Origin of the sequence: Pseudoduganella sp. R-34, assembly GCF_049904655.1 — a bacterium.
GTDB lineage: Bacteria > Pseudomonadota > Gammaproteobacteria > Burkholderiales > Burkholderiaceae_D > Rugamonas.
Genome location: NZ_CP184572.1, coordinates 4,473,044 through 4,490,035 on the forward strand (window position 1 = coordinate 4,473,044; position 16,992 = coordinate 4,490,035).

The 16,992-nt window shown below is 66.3% G+C and carries 13 protein-coding genes; 7 read left to right on the forward strand and 6 right to left on the reverse strand.

Going from position 1 to position 16,992, the window contains the following annotated elements; genetic code table 11:
• The 6 genes from ACN9MW_RS20340 to ACN9MW_RS20365 all read left to right on the forward strand — a co-directional run bounded on the left by ACN9MW_RS20340 (window position 1) and on the right by ACN9MW_RS20365 (window position 5,481).
• Entirely contained in the window at window positions 1-918 is a 918-nt protein-coding gene (locus tag ACN9MW_RS20340; RefSeq protein WP_426162334.1) for an FHA domain-containing protein, read from the forward strand.
• Window positions 912-2,273, forward strand: a complete 1,362-nt coding sequence (locus tag ACN9MW_RS20345) for a FliI/YscN family ATPase (protein WP_426162335.1) — start codon at window positions 912-914, stop codon at window positions 2,271-2,273. Before ACN9MW_RS20340 ends, ACN9MW_RS20345 begins: the two co-directional genes overlap by 7 nt.
• 74 nt (window positions 2,274-2,347) lie before the next feature.
• A complete protein-coding gene (locus ACN9MW_RS20350) occupies window positions 2,348-2,734 on the forward strand; it encodes a hypothetical protein (RefSeq protein ID WP_426162336.1) in 387 nt (128 codons plus the stop codon).
• 260 nt (window positions 2,735-2,994) lie between these two features.
• Window positions 2,995-3,582: an RNA polymerase sigma factor gene (locus ACN9MW_RS20355; RefSeq protein ID WP_426162337.1), complete on the forward strand. Its 588-nt coding sequence runs from the start codon at window positions 2,995-2,997 to the stop codon at window positions 3,580-3,582.
• Between the two features lie 64 nt (window positions 3,583-3,646).
• Complete coding sequence (locus tag ACN9MW_RS20360) at window positions 3,647-3,985, forward strand: hypothetical protein (protein ID WP_426162338.1); 339 nt, start codon at window positions 3,647-3,649, stop codon at window positions 3,983-3,985.
• Window positions 3,982-5,481 carry a DUF535 family protein gene (locus ACN9MW_RS20365; RefSeq protein WP_426162339.1) on the forward strand — a complete coding sequence of 500 codons (1,500 nt, stop codon included), beginning with the start codon at window positions 3,982-3,984 and terminating at the stop codon, window positions 5,479-5,481. The genes ACN9MW_RS20360 and ACN9MW_RS20365 overlap by 4 nt, the downstream gene beginning before the upstream one ends.
• Window positions 5,482-5,484: 3 nt before the next feature.
• Here the strand turns inward: ACN9MW_RS20365 and ACN9MW_RS20370 are convergent, their stop codons facing one another.
• Window positions 5,485-5,736: a hypothetical protein gene (locus ACN9MW_RS20370; RefSeq protein WP_426162340.1), complete on the reverse strand. Its 252-nt coding sequence runs from the start codon at window positions 5,734-5,736 to the stop codon at window positions 5,485-5,487.
• Window positions 5,737-5,834: 98 nt separating this feature from the next.
• On the opposite strand from ACN9MW_RS20370, the gene ACN9MW_RS20375 reads away from it, so the two are divergent.
• A complete protein-coding gene (locus tag ACN9MW_RS20375; protein ID WP_426162341.1) occupies window positions 5,835-6,608 on the forward strand; it encodes an AraC family transcriptional regulator in 774 nt (257 codons plus the stop codon).
• Between the two features lie 9 nt (window positions 6,609-6,617).
• On the opposite strand, the gene ACN9MW_RS20380 is transcribed toward ACN9MW_RS20375, so the two are convergent.
• The 5 genes from ACN9MW_RS20380 to ACN9MW_RS20400 all read right to left on the reverse strand — a co-directional run bounded on the left by ACN9MW_RS20380 (window position 6,618) and on the right by ACN9MW_RS20400 (window position 16,904).
• Entirely contained in the window at window positions 6,618-11,498 is a 4,881-nt protein-coding gene (locus tag ACN9MW_RS20380; protein ID WP_426162342.1) for a hypothetical protein, read from the reverse strand.
• A 108-nt stretch (window positions 11,499-11,606) separates the two neighbouring features.
• Window positions 11,607-12,542, reverse strand: coding sequence for a class A beta-lactamase (bla, locus tag ACN9MW_RS20385; RefSeq protein WP_426162343.1), 936 nt, complete (start codon window positions 12,540-12,542; stop codon window positions 11,607-11,609).
• Between the two features lie 10 nt (window positions 12,543-12,552).
• Window positions 12,553-12,966 carry a type III secretion system chaperone gene (locus ACN9MW_RS20390; protein ID WP_426162345.1) on the reverse strand — a complete coding sequence of 138 codons (414 nt, stop codon included), beginning with the start codon at window positions 12,964-12,966 and terminating at the stop codon, window positions 12,553-12,555.
• Between the two features lie 116 nt (window positions 12,967-13,082).
• Entirely contained in the window at window positions 13,083-13,766 is a 684-nt protein-coding gene (locus ACN9MW_RS20395; RefSeq protein WP_426162346.1) for a response regulator, read from the reverse strand.
• A 96-nt stretch (window positions 13,767-13,862) separates the two neighbouring features.
• A complete protein-coding gene (locus ACN9MW_RS20400; RefSeq protein ID WP_426162347.1) occupies window positions 13,863-16,904 on the reverse strand; it encodes an ATP-binding protein in 3,042 nt (1,013 codons plus the stop codon).
• Between the last annotated feature and the right edge of the window lie 88 nt (window positions 16,905-16,992).

A 16,992-nucleotide genomic window follows, 5' to 3' on the forward strand; every position in this document is an offset into this window, starting at 1 on the left:
ATGGACGAAACCATTGAGGGCAACATCGCGGCGCCTGCCGGCCTGGAGCTGCGCGTGCTGTCCGGCTTGCATGCCGGCGCCGCCTTGCCGCTGACGGAGGAAGCCGTCGTCGTGGGCAGCGATACCGCATGCGACGTCATCTTGCTCGACCCCGACGTCGCACCGCAGCACCTGAGCTTGCGCTGGGTGGACGGCCAATGGCTGGCCGAGCCGGGTTCCGGCGCCGATGTCGCCGACCTGGCAGGCCGGCCGCTGCATGCTGGCAGCGCGCTGGCGCCCGGTCTTCCGTTCCGCATCGGCCAGGCATGGCTCATGCTCAGTCCAGCCGACGCACCATGGGAAACGGCCGTGCTGCAGCCGTCCGCGCCGCCGGTGCCGGAGGCGGCAAGGCCCGGCCGGCGCTGGCCGCTGGCCCTGCCGGCCGTGACCGCGCTCGCGCTGTTGCTGCTGGTGCTGGCCTGGTGCGTGCTACGCAGTCCGTCCGCCCAGCCGCCCAGCGCGGCCGCGGCGCCAGCGGCGGCCGCGGTGCCAGCCGAAGCCGACGAGATCGCGCGCCAAACTGAACGGGTTCTGAGCGAGCGCGACTTGTCCAAACTGGTGGGCATTGTCTACGAAACCGGCCACCTGACGCTCTCGGCCGAGCTCGATGCCGACGAATCACGCCGCTTCGACAGCGCGCTGGCCAGCTTGCGGCAGCGCTTTGGTACACGGGTGCGCATCGACGTCGCCCTCACACCGCTGCAGCGCGCACTGCCCTTCGATGTGCGCGAAATCGTCACCGGCAGTGCGCCCCACATCACGCTTGCCGATGGCACCGTGATGTACGAAGGCACCAGCATGGCCGGCTACCGGCTGCAAGCGATCCGGCCCGGCAAGCTGCTGTTCGACGGCAAGCGCCAACTGGAACTGCCATGGTGAAACGGCATAGCCACTGGCGCCAGGCTGGCAACGGCCTGCTGGCCGCCGCGCAGCAGGCATTCGCCGGCGTCACCTTGGTTAGCGGCCTGGGCCGGGTACAGCGCGTGCTCGGCGCATTGGTCGAAGGCAGCGTGCCCAACGCCAGCATCGGCGAACAATGCGAACTGTTCCACCCATCGGCGCCCGGCCGCACGCGGCGCGCCGAAGTCGTCGGCTTCAATGAGCACGCCGCCTTGCTCTCGCTGCTCGATACGCTGGACGGACTGGGCCCGTCCTGGCTGATCCGGCCGCTGCGCCGCACGCACCGCGTGGCGGCCGGGCCGGATCTGCTGGGCCGGGTGCTCGACGGCTATGGCCTGCCACTTGACGGCCAGCAGCCGCCCGACGGCGACGCGCCCGGCATGGCCTGGCGCACCGTCATGGCCGAAGCGCCCGCGCCGACCGAAAGGCCGCGCATCCGCGAAGTGTTCGCCACTGGCGTGCGCAGCATCGACACCCTGCTGACCCTGGGCCGTGGCCAGCGCGTCGGCATCTTCGCGCCGCCCGGCTGCGGCAAGACCACGCTGATGGCGGCCATCGGCCGCGGCAGCGCGATCGATGTGCTGGTGCTGGCCCTGATCGGTGAGCGCGGGCGCGAAGTGCGCGAATTCACCGAGCACGAACTCGACCCAGAATTGCTGGCGCGCACCGTGATCGTGTGCGCCACGTCGGACCGTCCAGCGCTGGAGCGCGTGCGCGCGGCCTTCACCGCCACCGCCATCGCCGAAGGCATGCGCGCGCGCGGCATGAATGTGCTGCTGATGGTCGATTCGCTGACCCGCTTGGCCCGCGCCCAGCGCGAAATCGGTCTGGCGGCGGGCGAAGCGCCGGCCCGCGCCGGTTATCCGCCCTCGGTCTATGCCATGCTGCCGCGTCTGCTCGAACGGGCCGGCAACACCAGCCAGGGCGCGCTGACGGCGCTCTACACGGTACTGCTGGACGGCGAACTGAAGGCCGACCCGATCAGCGAGGAAGCCGTCTCGCTGCTCGATGGCCATATCCTGCTCTCGCGCAAGCTGGCCGAACAGGGTCACTATCCGGCGGTTGACGTCCTGCCCAGCCTGAGCCGCGTCATGTCGAATATTGTGGCGCCGGAGCAGCGCAAGGCTGCGGCTCGTTTGCGCCATGTGTTATCCAGCTACCGTGAAGTCGAACTGCTGATCCGGCTGGGCGAATACCGCAGCGGTGCCGATCCGGAGCTTGACAAGGTGGTACGCGCCCATCCGGAAGTGATCGCCTTCCTGCGCCAGGACACGCGCCAGGGTGCCACCTGGGACGCCAGCATCGAACAATTGCTGCGCCTGGCGAGCCTGTGAGCGCGCGCCGCTTTCCGCACGAGGTGGAGCCGGAGCCTCCCCCACCCAACCCCGACCTGGCCCGCGTGCAGGCCATGGAACACTTGCAGTTGCTGCGCCGCTTGGCGGCGGACGGCCTAGTCGGGCAGGCCCGGCAAGCGCTGGCGGCCGCCGAAACCGCACTGCTGGCACGGCAGCAAGCCCTGGCGCAGGCGGCCGACACGCTGCAGCTGCGGCGCGCAGCGCAGACGGCGGCCGCAGCTGCGCAGCCGCTCTCCATCGCTGCGCTGCAGTGCTGGCGGCAAGAGGAAGCGGCGCTGCTGGCCGGCCTGGCGCGGCGGCGTGATGCCGTGCACGCCCAGCACGCCGCCATCGACCAGGCGCGGCGCGAGCTGCAACTGGCACAACAGCAACGCCGGCAGTTGGAGGCTCGCCGCGAGAAGTTCACGCAACTGCTCGAACAGCTGCGTACGGCGGACTAACGGACTGGAACCGGAGTGGCGCGAGCGAAGCACGCGCGGATGCCTTGCAGGACAAGGCGCAAAGCGCAGCAGTTGCATGCTGTCGCGAGTATTGGCTACAGCACGCGGCGGCGCCTCCGATTCGCGCGCTGCGACCAACTAAGACCGAACGCTATGGAACCGGTCCGATAGATGGCCAAACGCTCAAGGCGGTCGAGATACCCATGCTCTAATTTTCTGCTGGTGCCCGTGGGGCGCCGCTCCTCTGGAAAAAGGCAGCAATGAATCCAACGCCTGACAGCAAACAACAACAGCAAATGCTGGCCTACCTTGGCCAACTCTCCCGCACCGCCACCAGCTCGTCCAGCCCGCTGCGCCGCTTCCTGTGGCGCTTCGAACGCTCACAGGACCAGCAGGACGACATCATCCAGCAAGCCCTGCTCGAGGCGCTACGCTGCAGCCATCACGACCTGCGCGGCGCGTCGGTGCAGACCTGGTTCTTCGGCGTGCTGGCCAACGTGGCGCGCCATCATGTGGCGCGCCAAGTGCGGCAGTCGGAACGTACCGAAAGCCTGGACATGTGGCAGGACGGCAGCGAGCGTAGCGCAACGCCCGACGACAGCACCCCCTCGCCCGAGGAAGTGACACATTTCCGTCAGCTGGCCAGGCGCCTGGAGGAAGCCACGCGCGAACTACCGCCGCGGCTGCGCCACACGCTGGAACTGGTGTGCCTGGACGAATGCAGCTATATCCAGGCTGCCGAACAGCTGCTTGTACCGATCGGTACCATCCGTTCTCGCGTCAATCGTGCCCGCATGCTGCTGCGCCGTCAGATGGAGTTCGGGGCACAGCAAGCCTGGAGCGAGTAATTCGGTCCTAAACTGCGCGGCAGCGGGCCGTGCCGCCGCGCCAGGTGCCTAAGATGCAGCGCTTATGGACATCAAACGCCCCACCACCACCCTGTGGCCCTTCCTGCTGGCCGGCGCCCTGTGCTCTGGCCACAGCGTTTTGCTGCATCGCTTGGCCCAGCCCTCGGCAGGCAGCGTTCCGCGCGCGAGCGCGGCCGCCGAAACGGCCGCGCTATGGTCGGCCCTGTATCCCGAGGCCAGCATCGCCCCCCACAGCGGCGGCGCCGACGCACGCGACTCCGGTGAGCTGCAGGCGCAGGCGCGCGCCTTGCGTTGCACGGTCCTGCTGTCGCGGCGCCCCAGCTTGGCCGCGGTGCAGGCGCGCAACGCCATCTCCGGCACGCAGCTGCCGGCGCTGCAATGAACGGCTGTCAACCGCGCCCCGCAGGACGGCACGCCTGCTGGGCCCTATTGTTGACCGCGTTGGCGCTGCTTGGCGCATTGGCCCATGCAGTCGCCGGCAACGCCGCCCTGCTGCACTGGGATCATCGCCTTTCGCATTGGTGCGCAAAGCACGCCACCGGTTGGCTGACCCACACCATGCACCTGATCAGCCTGCTGCACAGCGTGGCCGGGATTCTGGTCCTGGCTACGCTGCTGGCCTACTGCATGATCCGGGCGCGCGCCCGCCTTTGGCTGCTGATCCTGGCATGCGGCCTGCCAGGGCTGATGCTCCTGAACCTGTTGCTCAAGCAGGTCGTGGCGCGCCCCCGGCCGCTGTTCGACACGCTGCAGTCTGGTCAGCTCGCCACCGGCTTCAGCTTCCCAAGCGGGCACACCGCCCTCGCCACCATGCTGTACGCCCTGGGCGCCGCCTGGCTCCTGTCGCGCACCCGCGGCCAATGGCGCCGCGCGGCGATCGTACTGCTGGCCGCGCCGCCGGTGGTGCTGGTAGCAGCCAGCCGCGTCTACCTGGGCGCCCATTATCCCTCCGATGTACTGGCGGCAATGGCCGAAGGCCTGGGCTGGTTAGCAGCCTGTCTGCTGGCTGCGAACGCCCTGCACGGCCGGCGCGTGCCACCGCCGCTTGGCGCCGCGCCGCCGGCACGCCGGCACACCACGCTCGGCTTGCGCCTGCGCGCGCTGCCTGCGCCCCGCCTGGCACGCCGCTGGCTGGCACTGCTGAACAGCGACAGTGCGCTGCGCGACCTGCTGCACGCGCAACCGGCGCTGGCGCACAAGCCTTGCCTGCCCTGGTTCAGCCTGCGCTTGAGCCGCCCGCGACGGGTGGCGGCCCTGTGCAGCCACTACCGCTTCGTCCTGCAGCGAGGCTGGGGTGGTCAGCTGGCGGCGGCGGCGCGCCAGCCGCTGGAACTGGCGCACCTGCCCGGTCGCGGCGGCGCAACCTTTTGCGTCAAGCTGGGCGCCGCTGCGCCGCTGGCACCCCACGGAGAACAGCTGCTCTACCTGTATCGGGACGCGCAACCTTTGTACGCTATGGCCTTCTGCTTCGTACCCGACGATGGCCGCATCGAACTGGGGATCGGGGGGGTGCTGGATGCATGCGGCGAAAGCGCGCCGCTACTGGCGCATGAGCTGCATGGACTGCATCCCAGGGATTTGCTGTTGCGCCTGCTGCGCCAGCTCGGGCACGCCCTGGGTTGCAGCCGCCTGCTGCTGGTCAGCGACAGCAACCGCCCGCGGCGCTGGCGGCTTCCACACCGCCGCTGCGACCGGCTATGGCTGGCACTGGGCGCCGAACGGCGCCCAGACGGCGACTTCAGCCTTCCCTGCCTGACGTTAGCGCTGCATGGAACGCCAGACGGCACGCTCACGCAGTGCGGCCAGGATTTACTGCAGGCCGCCAGCCGCGCCGTGTTGGCCCGGCTCGGCCCGAACGCTAGCCGCGACGTGCGGTGACGCTCATTCGCCTTCGACCAGCCGGCGTAAATGCGGATCGCGCACCGTCAACACCTCCAGCACGCCAAGCGCGCGCAGCGCCGGTACGGCGGCCACAATGTCCTGCTCGGCAATCGCGCGATCGGCGGGCGCCGCGTCCGCATCGAGCCAGGTCCTGGCACTGACAATAAACGCGCCGACCGTGCCTTTGCGCACGATGACGCCCTCGAAATCGCGCTCGTTCAAATGATCGGGCAGCATGTCTTTTGCTTGCATATGGGAGATCTCCGAAGTGATAGGAGCCATTACTGTAACCACCCGGCGCCCCCAGCGCTACGCCGCTGGCGCCAATTGCTAGCTCATTTCCGCCAATCATGACGAGCTTCTCCTTGCTTGGCGCCGACGCCGGGTCTGACACCGATCAACCGCCACTATTTGCCGTGGCGCACCGCCAACGCGAGCGCCGCTGGCACCGCCATGCACGCGGACAGCTGGTGGGTGCCGCCAGCGGCCCGCTGGCGGTGGAGGCTGGCGGCGGCCATTGGCTGGTGCCAGCCAACTGTGCGGTCTGGATACCGCCCGGAATAGCGCACGCGGTGCGTGCGCGGGACGCGGCCTGGAATTTGTATGTGGCGCCCTCAGCGTGCGCCGCGCTGCCGCGCGAAACGCGCATCCTGGCCGTTTCTGGCCTGCTGCGCGAAGCGCTGGCGCGCGCCATGTGCTGGCGCGGCAACGTGCCCGATGCGGCCCAGGCGCGCCTGGGGGCCGTCATCATCGACGAAATCAGCGCCCCTCCGGCCGCGCCCGGCGGCCTGTCCATGCCGCGCGAACCGCGCCTGCTGAAGATTGCGCAGGCGTTGGCGGAAGATCCGGCCGATCCGCGCCGCATCGGAGAATGGGCGGCCTGGGCCGCCATCACGCCGCGCACGCTGACGCGCCGCTTCGTGGCCGAAACTGGGTTCAGTTTCAGTGCCTGGCGCCAGCGCGCCAGGCTGCTGCGCGCACTGGAGATGCTGGCGGCGCGCCAGTCCGTGACCGCCGTGGCGCTGGACCTTGGCTACGACAATGTCAGCGCCTTTATCGCCCTGTTCCGGCGCGTGTATGGCACGACGCCGGGGCAATATGCCGCCTTGGCGGCGATTGCCTGAGGGGCGCGCTCAGGCCGCCTGTTGCCGCTGCAGTTTGAGATAGTCCTCTTCCACCAGCACCGCCCGGCGTGCCTTGATCAATTCCGCCGTCACCTCCCGCTGCGACGCCAAATCGTTGGAGCGCGCGCGCGCCGCCACCAATTGCGTGGGATGGTGATAGCCCGCCTCATGCAGGATCTCGTCGACCAGTTTCACCTTGCCGCCACGGCTCTTCAACGGCTGGGCCGGGGCTTCCATTTCAGTCATGGCATTGACGAAGGCAGTGGTGACCTTGCGTTCAAACTCGGTATCGCGCAAGCCCTCCTGTTCCAGGTACTGCGAATGATCGTCGAACACGTACAGCTTGCCGGTGGTGCGGTCGGCGGCGCCGGCCCAGGCCTGGCCGGCCGGCAAGTCCGCCTGGGCCGTCGCCTCGTCGAACACGAACTGCCATTTGCCCTCGGCGCGCTCGGGCATACGTTCCAGCAGGTTGCGGAAGGTCCGACTCTTCAGCAAACGCTTGCACACGCTCTCGAAGGCTCGCGGGGCGGCGCCGTCCGGCAGCTCGAAGCGTTCGCGCAACGCATCCAGGCGCCGGCCGGCGCGCAAGGTCGCGCTTGGCCTGGCCGGTGGCTGCCGCTGCGCCTGCTGCAACTGCTGCCATTGCGTGACGGTCGGGCGTTCGGCAAGGCGCTGTTCCAACACAACGGTGTCCGCAGTCGGTGGCAAGCGGTGGCGGTTCAGCATTTTGTCGATATGGTAGGAATCCAGTTGCGCATCGTTCGCCGCCACCGGCACGCGCGGGTCCGCCGCCCCCCGCCTGAAGTCGGCGTACGTCACCCGTTCCGGCACGTCCTTGCCCATTTCGAACAGAATGCGGTCGGCCAGGAACGATGGGCTGCCGGTGTCGGTGGGCACGACAGGCCGAGCGTTCACGGTCTGGTCCGGCAAATTGGGGTCTTTTCCCAACAACAGGGCGTGGATCAGTTCGTGCACCACCGCGTTCTCCTTGGTATAAGTCGGCACGTCATTCGCGGCCGTGTAGGCGTGCACCATCGTCGCCGGGATATCGATTGCGCGCGCTTGATGATCGGTTCTCGGATTAATCGCGTGCGTAGTTTGAACACGGCCGCCGAAATGGATTTTCCATAAGCGCCGGTCTACGCGGCGGCCATGGGCGTCAAAGTGATTCATGATGCGACGGAAAGTTTCGCTGCGGTCGTATAGCTGCTCCATGAACTGCCTGAAGCCTTGCATGCCGCTGCCGGGCTGGCCCGGCAGCTCCCAGCTCGTCATGCAGTTCCCGAGGTCGAACACAGCGAAATTCCGCTCGAACAAAGTGTTGAAATTCTGCCGGCTGCGATCGTTGGCGGGTTTTAATAGCTCCTTCACGGCGACCACTGTCTCCCTGTTCGCGACCCGTGTGCCGTCGCTGGTCTTTTTCCGGCCGGAATGGCCCGGCAGGGGCATCCCGCCCGCCAGTTGCTGGTCGTTGCGGTAGCCGCGTGACGTCGGGTCCTGGTGGATCAGCTTGCCATTCTTGACCGGGTGTTCGGTCTGCCAGTCCAGCTCCTGATAGGCGCCGCCACGGTTTTTCACCGGCACCACCCGGTCCTCGTTCTCGATCAGGATCACTTCGTGTCCCTTCCAGGTCACACCGCGTTCGCCACTGCGCACACGCGCGGCTAGCGGCCGCAAGTCGCGCGGCACGTTCCCGTCGCGCACCTTGAAGTTGATGGTGCTGGCGATATGCGCCTCCGGCAGCAGGTCGCCTGGCGTCGGCGCCTTGAATTTAAATGGCACGTCGTCAATCCGCGGGACATCCTGCACGCCGAGCTTGCCCGTAATGCGCTTGAAATCGGACAAGGCTTGCCCCATCCCAGGCTTGAGCAGCTTCAGGCTGAGGCTGCGCAAGTCGCCGGCCGAGCCTTCGAGCAGATTTAGAAAGCCCATCAGCATCTCGATCTTGTCTCCATGCTGCCAGCCTTGGTAAATGCCCCATATCCCACCGACGATCGGAATACTGCCCAATTCGACGTTCAACATGGTTATTAACTGCTTGTGGTACTCGCTTTCAGCCTTATACGGCTCGGCCACGCTACGCATTTCCAGCTCAATGTCGACGTCGCGCATCGGCGCCCCGCGCAGACGCAGGTTTTCCTTGGCCTTGGCGCGCACCCAGGGATCGCTCAGCAAGCGTTCGTTGTATGCCGTGACGGCTGGCTGCAAAAAGTCAATGGGCTTGACAAATCGTGTACCGATCCACATTTTACTGCCGTCAAGCAGCGGCTGGTCGACGCACTGCATGAACTTCTCCAGCAAGCCGGTATTCCTGGCATACTCCGGATCCAGGCGGAACTCTTCTTGCAGTATCTTGAGGGCGGCGGCCTGGCGGTCGAAGCGCGGCGGATCACTCAGGGCTGCATACAGTCGTTCGGTGCCATACTCCACCACAGCGAAAGCCTTTTCCATCGGCGTATCGCCCACCACCACTTCGCTCAACAGGCCAGCTTGCTTGACCTTGGCTGCGAAGTCATAGACGACGTGCTTTGCGCGTACCCCAAATCCCGGTTCCTCGGAGCGCTCACACATGGCGCGCAAGCCGTTCAGCACCGCTTGGATGGCTTTGCGCTGCCTCTCAGCGGGTTGCTGGTCCCACCTCGCGCCTCCCCGGTTGTACCTGGCAGCGACGCTCGTCACCCAGGATTCCGGGTCCAGGGCGCTATTCGAGTTGCGCTCCTCGGGCGGATACGACAAGATGTGGCCTTGCGCCATCGCCAGGATCGCGTCGTAGCGCGCCTTCAGCTCCGCCGTGCTCATCACTTCAACGCCACTCGCGGCGGCCATGTGCTCCGAGAATTGCAGGCGCGGGTGCAAGGGAAAACTGCTGTTGTCGGCGGCCCACTGCTGCTCAGCTTCCACGTAAGCGCGCGCCAGTTCCTGGTTCGAGGCGAATGGGCCCGGTACCGGCTGGTCCCGATAGCGGGCCATACGGATCAGGGTACTGGCTACGGACTGCCGCGCCGTGCCGATTTCGAATTGCGTGCTTTCGCCCACGTCCGCGAACTTCGCCTCCAGCAGTTCGCGCTGGCGCGCCGCTGACAAAGCACGGAAGCCGGTGTCGATCGACACCCTGGGCGATTGCAGTACCTGGTCGAAAGTCTTGTTGTACGCGTCCGCGATCGCAAAACCAGTGAAATATGGCGACGGCGCCGAAATATTGCGCGGCGATGCCAGCAACTGTTCCAGCGCATGCAAAACGACGTATTCTGTGCGCAGGTCGTCCAGCAGGCGCGTGCGCAATTGTTCCGAGCGCGGCATCGCGGCTTCGGCATCGGGACCGGGATTGCGCAACTGATGGTACAGTACGGCGGCTTCGTCCAGCCGCTCCTCATCCTCAAGCAGCGTGATGTCGAAAGTTCGCGTGAACTCTTCCGGCACCTCCTCGCCATAATGCTGAAACACACCGTGCAGCGCATGATAGGCGTTGACGCTCTGGTTGGCTTTGCTGTAGTCGACCCAGCCGCGCAGCGAACGGGCCAACGCACTGACGTAACGGCTGTCCTCCTGCACTTCCTCCGCCAGGTAGGCCGGCGTGGTGGTTTGCGGAATGGGGGTGGCAGCGGCGGCATTGCCCTGCAAAGTGACGGTGCGGATCAAGGTATCGAGCACGAAGTCCACCGCGCCCGCAGCGCTGCCAACTGCAGCCAGCATTGCCCCGGTACTCGTGTCCATGGGCTCCACATCCTGATTCTGGGGCATGGCAGGCGTCATCGCACCGGCCCCCTGCTGCGCGGCGGAGGGCACCGGTGGCGCGTCCTGCGCCGGCGGATCGAATTGTTTCGGCATCTGCTTTTGCAAACATCCGGCATATGCGGCGCTGTCCGAACCAGTCGCCCCCAGCAAGATCGCGGCAGTCTGGCCGGCGTCGCGGGCCGGATGCCGCGTACCGACGGGAACCGTCGCGTCGAACGCATTACGCAGCGCATTGAAGTTCTTCATGGCCTCTTTACTTGCCAGATCGGCCGCAGCCTGTTCGCGCCGCGAATTCGTACCGATTGCGCGCCTGCCCAGTTGGTCTCGACATAGCCTCTTGGCGGCCTCACTCGGGGCCACGTCGCAGATTTGCTCGTGCGCCCGCTTGGAGCCTTGAATGGCCGCCTTGCCACCGCAGGAGCCTGCATGGCCGATCACCTGATTGGCAAACTGCTCCGCGTCGTCGCCGCCGTTCAAGGTCGGATAGCCCGTGATTGGACGCCTGTAGGCGTCAAGCGGGCGCTGGTACTGCGCCAGCACCTGCCCCAAATACAGGACCACTGCCTTCAGACGGATACGCTTTGGGGTGGGCAAGTGCTGGTAGATGCCCTGATCGTTCAGAAAAGCCTGATTCTCCAGTTCCGACGTCGCGCCCAGCAGTAGGCGCGCCCCATCGGTGCGCAGTTCCCCCCGATTCACTTGGCCATGTATTTCGCGCCACAGGCCCTCGCGCTGGCGTAGTTGCTCCAGATGCCGGGCCGGAACGCCCTCTTCCGCCAGGTTTTGCAGCACCACGTCGGTGAATTCGCCGAGGTCGCGCGGATAATCGTTCGGGTTGACCGTGATCCAGCTGGAGGTCGCCCTCGCCTCGCCTGTGCGCAGGCGATGCAGGGGCACCGGATCGTCCATGGGCGATCGCAGCACGTCTGGCGCGCCAATAGCAGTGGCGCCGTTGATACCACCTTCGGTTGCGGAAGCGCCACCCGGCGCGCCGGCGTCGGGCACCTTGGCGTTGGCGCGCAGGGGTGCCCCGACCATAACAGCGGCCACCTGCTTGGCAGCGTGAAGATAACTGGCGATCGAGCCGATACCCTTCACGTAATTGACGCAACTGAATGCGCCAGCAGTCCGGCCGATTACCGAGTGGTTATTCATTGCGTGCCTCGCAGTCAATGCAGAGTTGTCGGAGGCAGTATGGTAGGGGCGCTCCGGCGCGGCGGCGGCGGCGGCGGAGAATCTCGGACCAAGGGAAAGGCCGTCCGGCTAGCGCCGCTCGCGTATCCACTCGGTGGCAATGCGGCTTGCGGCGGCCACCACATCGTCGCGCATGGTAGCGTCGCGCGCGTGACGCGTGGTGTACACCGCCAGGACCACCGGGGCGCCCTCGCTCGGCCACAGGACGGCGATATCGTTGCGCGTACCGAAGGCGGCACTGGCACCGGACTTGTCCCCCACCAGCCAGCCGGGCGGTACGCCGGCGCGTATCAACGAGGCGCCGGTGACGCTGCCGGTCAATCCAGCCCGTAATTGCATGCGTTGCGGCGACGGCAACTCTTCGCCCAGGACCAACTGCTGCAGGCAGTGCGCCATCGCTTCCGGCGTCGCCGTGTCGCGCGGGCCGTCCGGGGCGGCATTCAGGTTGGGTTCCCAGCTGTCAAGCCGGAACGATTGATTGCCGATGCCATGCGCATAGGCAGTCACGGCGGCCGGACCGCCGATCAGGCGCATCAGCAGGTTGGCCGCCACATTGTCGCTGTAGCGCAGCAACGCGTCGACCAGTTCGCCCACCGTCATGCCATCGGCCAGATGATGCTGCGTGATCGGCGCATAGGCCACCATGTCCGCCGCCCCGTAATGGATGCGGCGCGCCAGCAGAGCCGGAGCATGGATGTCGCGTTCAAGGACCGCCGCCGCCAGCAGCACTTTGAAGGTGCTGCACACGGGAAAAGGCTGGTGCGCGCGATAGGTCAAGCGCGCGCCGTCCGCCGTATCGATGGCGCAGAGGCCGAGGCGGCCATCGAAGGAGCGTTCCAGGTCAGCCAGGCGATAGCGCGCACGGGGCACGCCGGCATCGTGCGCCCAGGCCGGCAAGGACAGTAGCGGCGCCAGCGCAGCAGCTCTCAGCAAGGCTCGGCGGCCGCTGTCGACGGCATGGCGCGAACTGCGGCCCGCGCCAGGGGATATTGCGGTTCGGTTCATGGCAAGCTCCTTAGCGCGTCGCCACCAGCTGCGCCATGCGCCGACGCTTGACCAGGAAAGCGTTGATCTCATGCTCCAACTTTCCGACGGTGATGTGGTCGGACGGCAGCGCCACATGGTAGACAAATGCCGCCAGGCGATCCGATACCGACAGTACCCCGCCTTCCGAGCCCTCTTCAAGGCAATTGTTCTGTAAGAGGCTCAAGGCAATCTCAGGCCGACGGTTGGACGACAGGGGGGCCAGCACGGCATACACGTACAGCCGGTGCGCGGCCGGCGCATAGCGTAGATAGATTTCGCTGCCGTCGCGCAGCCGCAATCCCGAGGAACCATCGCCATCGAGATCCCACCCAGTGATGCCGTTCTTGGCGCCCAGCGCGCGGACGCATTGCCGCACATGGAAGTCTTCGTTCATTTCTGCCATCCTTATTCCTGTTGCAATTCGCCGAAGCGGCATTACTGATAAGAAATAATAGAAGCAGAGTGCCGCGCGCCGGCCGCCCGACGCGGGATTTCGGACCGAATTACCCTGGGCGGGGCTTACAGGGCATCGTGGTGCCCCTGATCGAATTTTTCCTTCAGATAGAGCGCCAGCGACAAGTCATCCGCCAGACCCAGCTTGGTCATCGCGCTACGCTTGTGCGTGCTGACCGTCTTCTTGCTGCGGCTCAGGCGCTCGGCCACCTGGGTCACCGACAGGCCATTGGCGATGTGGCGCAGGACTTCCACTTCGGAAGCGGTCAATTGCTCATCCGCGCTAAGCGGCTGGACTTTGTCGATGCGGCCGCCGCGCACGGCAAAGAACGAATGCGGCAGGGTGGCCGCCATGCGGATCGCTTCGCCTAGCAGTTCCAGCGGCGCCGATTTGGGCACGAAGGCGTTGGCGCCGGCGCGGAAGGCCGCATACTCAATCTCGCTCGCCTTGCCGGCGGAGAAGGTCACGATGATCAAGTCGGGAAACAGGCGACGGATGCGCTTCAGGAAGTGGAAGCCGTCTGTCGTGGCCTCGGGCAGGTAGAAATCCAGCACCGCTGCGTCGCATGGTTGTTTGGCCAGCATGGCAGCAAAGGCATCTCCCGACGTTTCCTCCACTTCCACCTTGAAATCGCTCTGGCTGCGCAGGTAGGCTGCCGTCCCCAGTGCGATCACCGGATGGTCGTCCAGCACGGCGATATGCATCGTATGCATGGGGCGGGAAGAAAGCAGATATTGCCTCGTTAACATAAAGTACTCCATTAATGATTAGCGACCGCAACGCTGGCGTAGGGCTGGCTCGGTCAATTTTACTGCCGGCAAACAGTCTGCCGACACATTCGAACGTTATTCTTGCTGCACGGGCGCGATGCCCCAGCGCAGCAGGCAGTCGGCCAGCATCTGCCGCGTCATCGGCTTGGGCAGGTAATCGTCCATGCCCGCCGCCAGGCAGTTGTCGCCGTCGCTCTTCGAAGCGCTGGCGCTGACGGCGATGATCAGCGTACGCGGCAGGCCGCGCTTCGCCTCCTCGGCACGGATCGCGCGCGCCAGGCCATAACCGTCCAGCCTGGGCATCTGGCAGTCGGCCAGCACGATGCGCGGCTGCCGCTGCCGCCACTGCCGCAGCCCGTCTTCGCCATCGATGGCGCTGCGCACCACAAAGCCGAGCTTGTCCAGCTGGCGGGCCATGATGTCGCGGTTGATGTCATGGTCCTCGCATAGCAGCACGTCGGCTGCCAGTGCGATGGGGGCCGGCGCCTTGGGTTTGGGCCGTGGCCTGGCCGGCAGGCCGCCCAGCAAGCGTTCAGCCTCGCGCACAAAGTCGCTGCGGGTGAATACCGTGGTGGGTGCCTGCCCAGGGACTGCCAGTAGCCAGCCCGCGCTGCCGGCATCGCTCACCTGCAGCGTCGCCGTCGCCGCCGGCGCGCCAGCCATGCCCATCTTGCGTGTCCAGGCCTGCACCGCGCGCCGCAGCGGCGGCGAATCCAGCGCCACATGCGCGCTGCGCCCTGCCAGGCTGGGCCACGGCGGTGCCGCTTCACCCCAGGTCAGCGGCAGCATGACCAGCACCGTGGTACCGGCACCGGGGGCGCTCTCGACCACCACCGTGCCACCCATCATGTCGGCCAGTTCCTTGACAATCGATAGCCCGAGCCCAGTCCCGCTGCGGCTGGCGGCGCCCGGACGCTCTTCCTGGTGGAAGGGGGTGAACAGGCGTTGCTGGAACTCAGGCGACATACCGCAGCCGCTATCGGATACCCGCAATTGCAAGTGCGGGCGGCCGTGGCGCAGCAGGTTGCGCATTTCAACCGTCACCGCGCCGTGTGCGGTGAAGCGGATTGCGTTGCTGACTAGATTGGCCGTCACCTGGGTCAGGCGTACCGCGTCGCCCAGCACCAAGCGGTCGAAGTGGGGCATGACGGCCACCCCGAAATCGAGTTCCTTCTCGATTGCCAGTGGCCGGAACAGCACCGCGATATGGTCGGCCACCATATACATATCGAACGGCGCCTGCTCCAGGGTCAGCGCGCCAGCTTCGATTTTCGAGTAATCGAGCACATCGTTCAGTACGCGCAGCAGCAGCCGCGCCGACTGCTCTGCCACGTTCAGGTAGCGGCGCTGTTGCGGGTCGAGTCCGCTGTCCTGCAACAGGTCGATGACGCCGATCACGCCATTCATCGGGGTACGGATTTCGTGGCTCATGGTGGCCAGGAATACCGACTTGGCACGGTCCGCCGCCTCCGCCTGCTGGCGCGCGGCAATGGCATCCTTGCGCGCCAGTTCGGCCGCACGTCCGGCGGCGCGGATGCGGTGAATGGTCCAGCCCAGGCCGGCCAGCACGACCAGCACCAGGCAGGCAATCAGTAGCGCCGTGCGCCACACGCTCTGTTTGTCGTAGCCCACCGACAGCACGGTCTGGCGGCTGCCGTGCGCCAGCCGTTCCAGTTCGCCCGGCCGGTAGCGGGCGATGGCGCGATTCAGCATATCGCGCAGCACGGCATTGCCAGCAGGCAGCCCAAAACTCAGGAATTCCGCGCCGGACTGCTCTGCCGCCACTTGCAAGCGCCCTTGGTAGTACTGGCTGATCAGGTCGTTTGCAACGAACAGGTTGACATAGGCGGCGTCGGCACGCCCCGCCACAATGGCCGCCAGCGCCTCGGCCGTGCTGGCCACCGGCACGATGTCATACTCCTGCAGGCCGGGCGCAGTCTTGATGCCGCGCAGGCGCCAAGTGACTGCTGCCACCCGCCGTACGGCAGCGGTATCGTCAAGTTTGCGCACCCAGCCCCACGGTTCATGGGTATACGGTTTCGTTTCCAGGATGGCACCGTCACCGGTGCCCACCGTATAGGACGGCGTGACGTCGATCACGCCGCGCTGCAGCGCCTCGTGTGGCGCTTCGTAGCGCGAGAGCAGGATCGGTTCCAGCCGGATCCCGGCGCTCAGGCTGAATCGGCGCAGCAATTCGGCGCCCGGGCCATGCCAATTTTGTTCGTCGTCCAGGTAGTCGTATGGGCTGGTAAAACCGGGAATGCCGACTTTCAGCGCCGGGTGGGCTTCCAACCAAGCGCGCTCATCGGCGCTGAAAGCCAGCGCGTGCTGGCTGGCCGTTTGCAGAGCATCGAGCCAGCGCACGCGGATATCGTTGCGCTCCTGCGTGGTCATTGCGCTCAACCCACCGGCCAGCAGTGCAATGGTGGCCTTATCGTCGTGCCGCGCCATGAAGTGCACCGAGCGGTTGGCCAGGGCCAGCTGGTGCGCCTCCAAAGTGCCCATGCCGCCGCGCTGGACTTCGGTCAGGCCGGCGAAGTAGAACCCCAGATAGGCATCGGCGCGTCCCTCGTCCACCGCCAGCACCCCTTCTCGCGGAGTAGCAACCGCCACCGCCTGCGCTTGCGGCGCGGCCTGCAGCAGGTGGTCGCGCCAGGCATCGCCTATCACGGCTACCCGCAAGCCGTCCAGCGCGGACAGCTTGTCGATGGAGGCTGCCGAGCGCGCCTGCACCACCCCTACCGGCAAGTTGGCGTAGGCAGCGGACAGCCAGAAGTCGCGCTGGCGCTGCGGAGTCCACAACATGTCGAGCAGGACATTGATCTCGCCGCTGCGCAAGGCTTGCTCGGCGGCGGCATAGCTATCGTAGTGGTGGTAGCTGGGGACGATGCGCCGGCCAGCCAGTACTGCGCGCAGAGTATCCGGCGTCAAGCCCTGGTGCATGCCGGAGGCATCGGCATAGTTCAACAGGTAATGTCCGCCGGCGTTGAACCAGCCCACGTGCAGCACCGCCGCGGCAGGCTCGGCCTGGCGCGCCGCGTGGGCGCGCCCCCCGCCCAGCAGCAAGGTGGCGCACAACAGCAGGGCAAGGGTCAAGGCGGTGGAAACGGTGCGCATGTCTGGGGCTGTGTCAAGGATGAAAATAATCATACACGATAGACACACTTTTCCGGACTGCCAACATGTCCCCAGAGCCGTCCGGCAC

Bases quoted from the DNA above. Each gene is read 5' to 3' on its own strand.
- ACN9MW_RS20365 (WP_426162339.1), top strand. From the start codon at position 3,982: ATGAACGGCTGTCAACCGCGCCCCGCAGGACGGCACGCCTGCTGGGCC.
- ACN9MW_RS20345 (WP_426162335.1), top strand. From the start codon at position 912: ATGGTGAAACGGCATAGCCACTGGCGCCAGGCTGGCAACGGCCTGCTG.
- ACN9MW_RS20380 (WP_426162342.1), bottom strand. From the start codon at position 11,498: ATGAATAACCACTCGGTAATCGGCCGGACTGCTGGCGCATTCAGTTGC.
- ACN9MW_RS20350 (WP_426162336.1), top strand. From the start codon at position 2,348: ATGGAACACTTGCAGTTGCTGCGCCGCTTGGCGGCGGACGGCCTAGTC.
- ACN9MW_RS20390 (WP_426162345.1), bottom strand. From the start codon at position 12,966: ATGGCAGAAATGAACGAAGACTTCCATGTGCGGCAATGCGTCCGCGCG.
- ACN9MW_RS20355 (WP_426162337.1), top strand. From the start codon at position 2,995: ATGAATCCAACGCCTGACAGCAAACAACAACAGCAAATGCTGGCCTAC.
- ACN9MW_RS20370 (WP_426162340.1), bottom strand. From the start codon at position 5,736: ATGCAAGCAAAAGACATGCTGCCCGATCATTTGAACGAGCGCGATTTC.
- bla (WP_426162343.1), bottom strand. From the start codon at position 12,542: ATGAACCGAACCGCAATATCCCCTGGCGCGGGCCGCAGTTCGCGCCAT.
- ACN9MW_RS20360 (WP_426162338.1), top strand. From the start codon at position 3,647: ATGGACATCAAACGCCCCACCACCACCCTGTGGCCCTTCCTGCTGGCC.
- ACN9MW_RS20340 (WP_426162334.1), top strand. From the start codon at position 1: ATGGACGAAACCATTGAGGGCAACATCGCGGCGCCTGCCGGCCTGGAG.
- ACN9MW_RS20395 (WP_426162346.1), bottom strand. From the start codon at position 13,766: ATGTTAACGAGGCAATATCTGCTTTCTTCCCGCCCCATGCATACGATG.
- ACN9MW_RS20375 (WP_426162341.1), top strand. From the start codon at position 5,835: ATGACGAGCTTCTCCTTGCTTGGCGCCGACGCCGGGTCTGACACCGAT.
- ACN9MW_RS20400 (WP_426162347.1), bottom strand. From the start codon at position 16,904: ATGCGCACCGTTTCCACCGCCTTGACCCTTGCCCTGCTGTTGTGCGCC.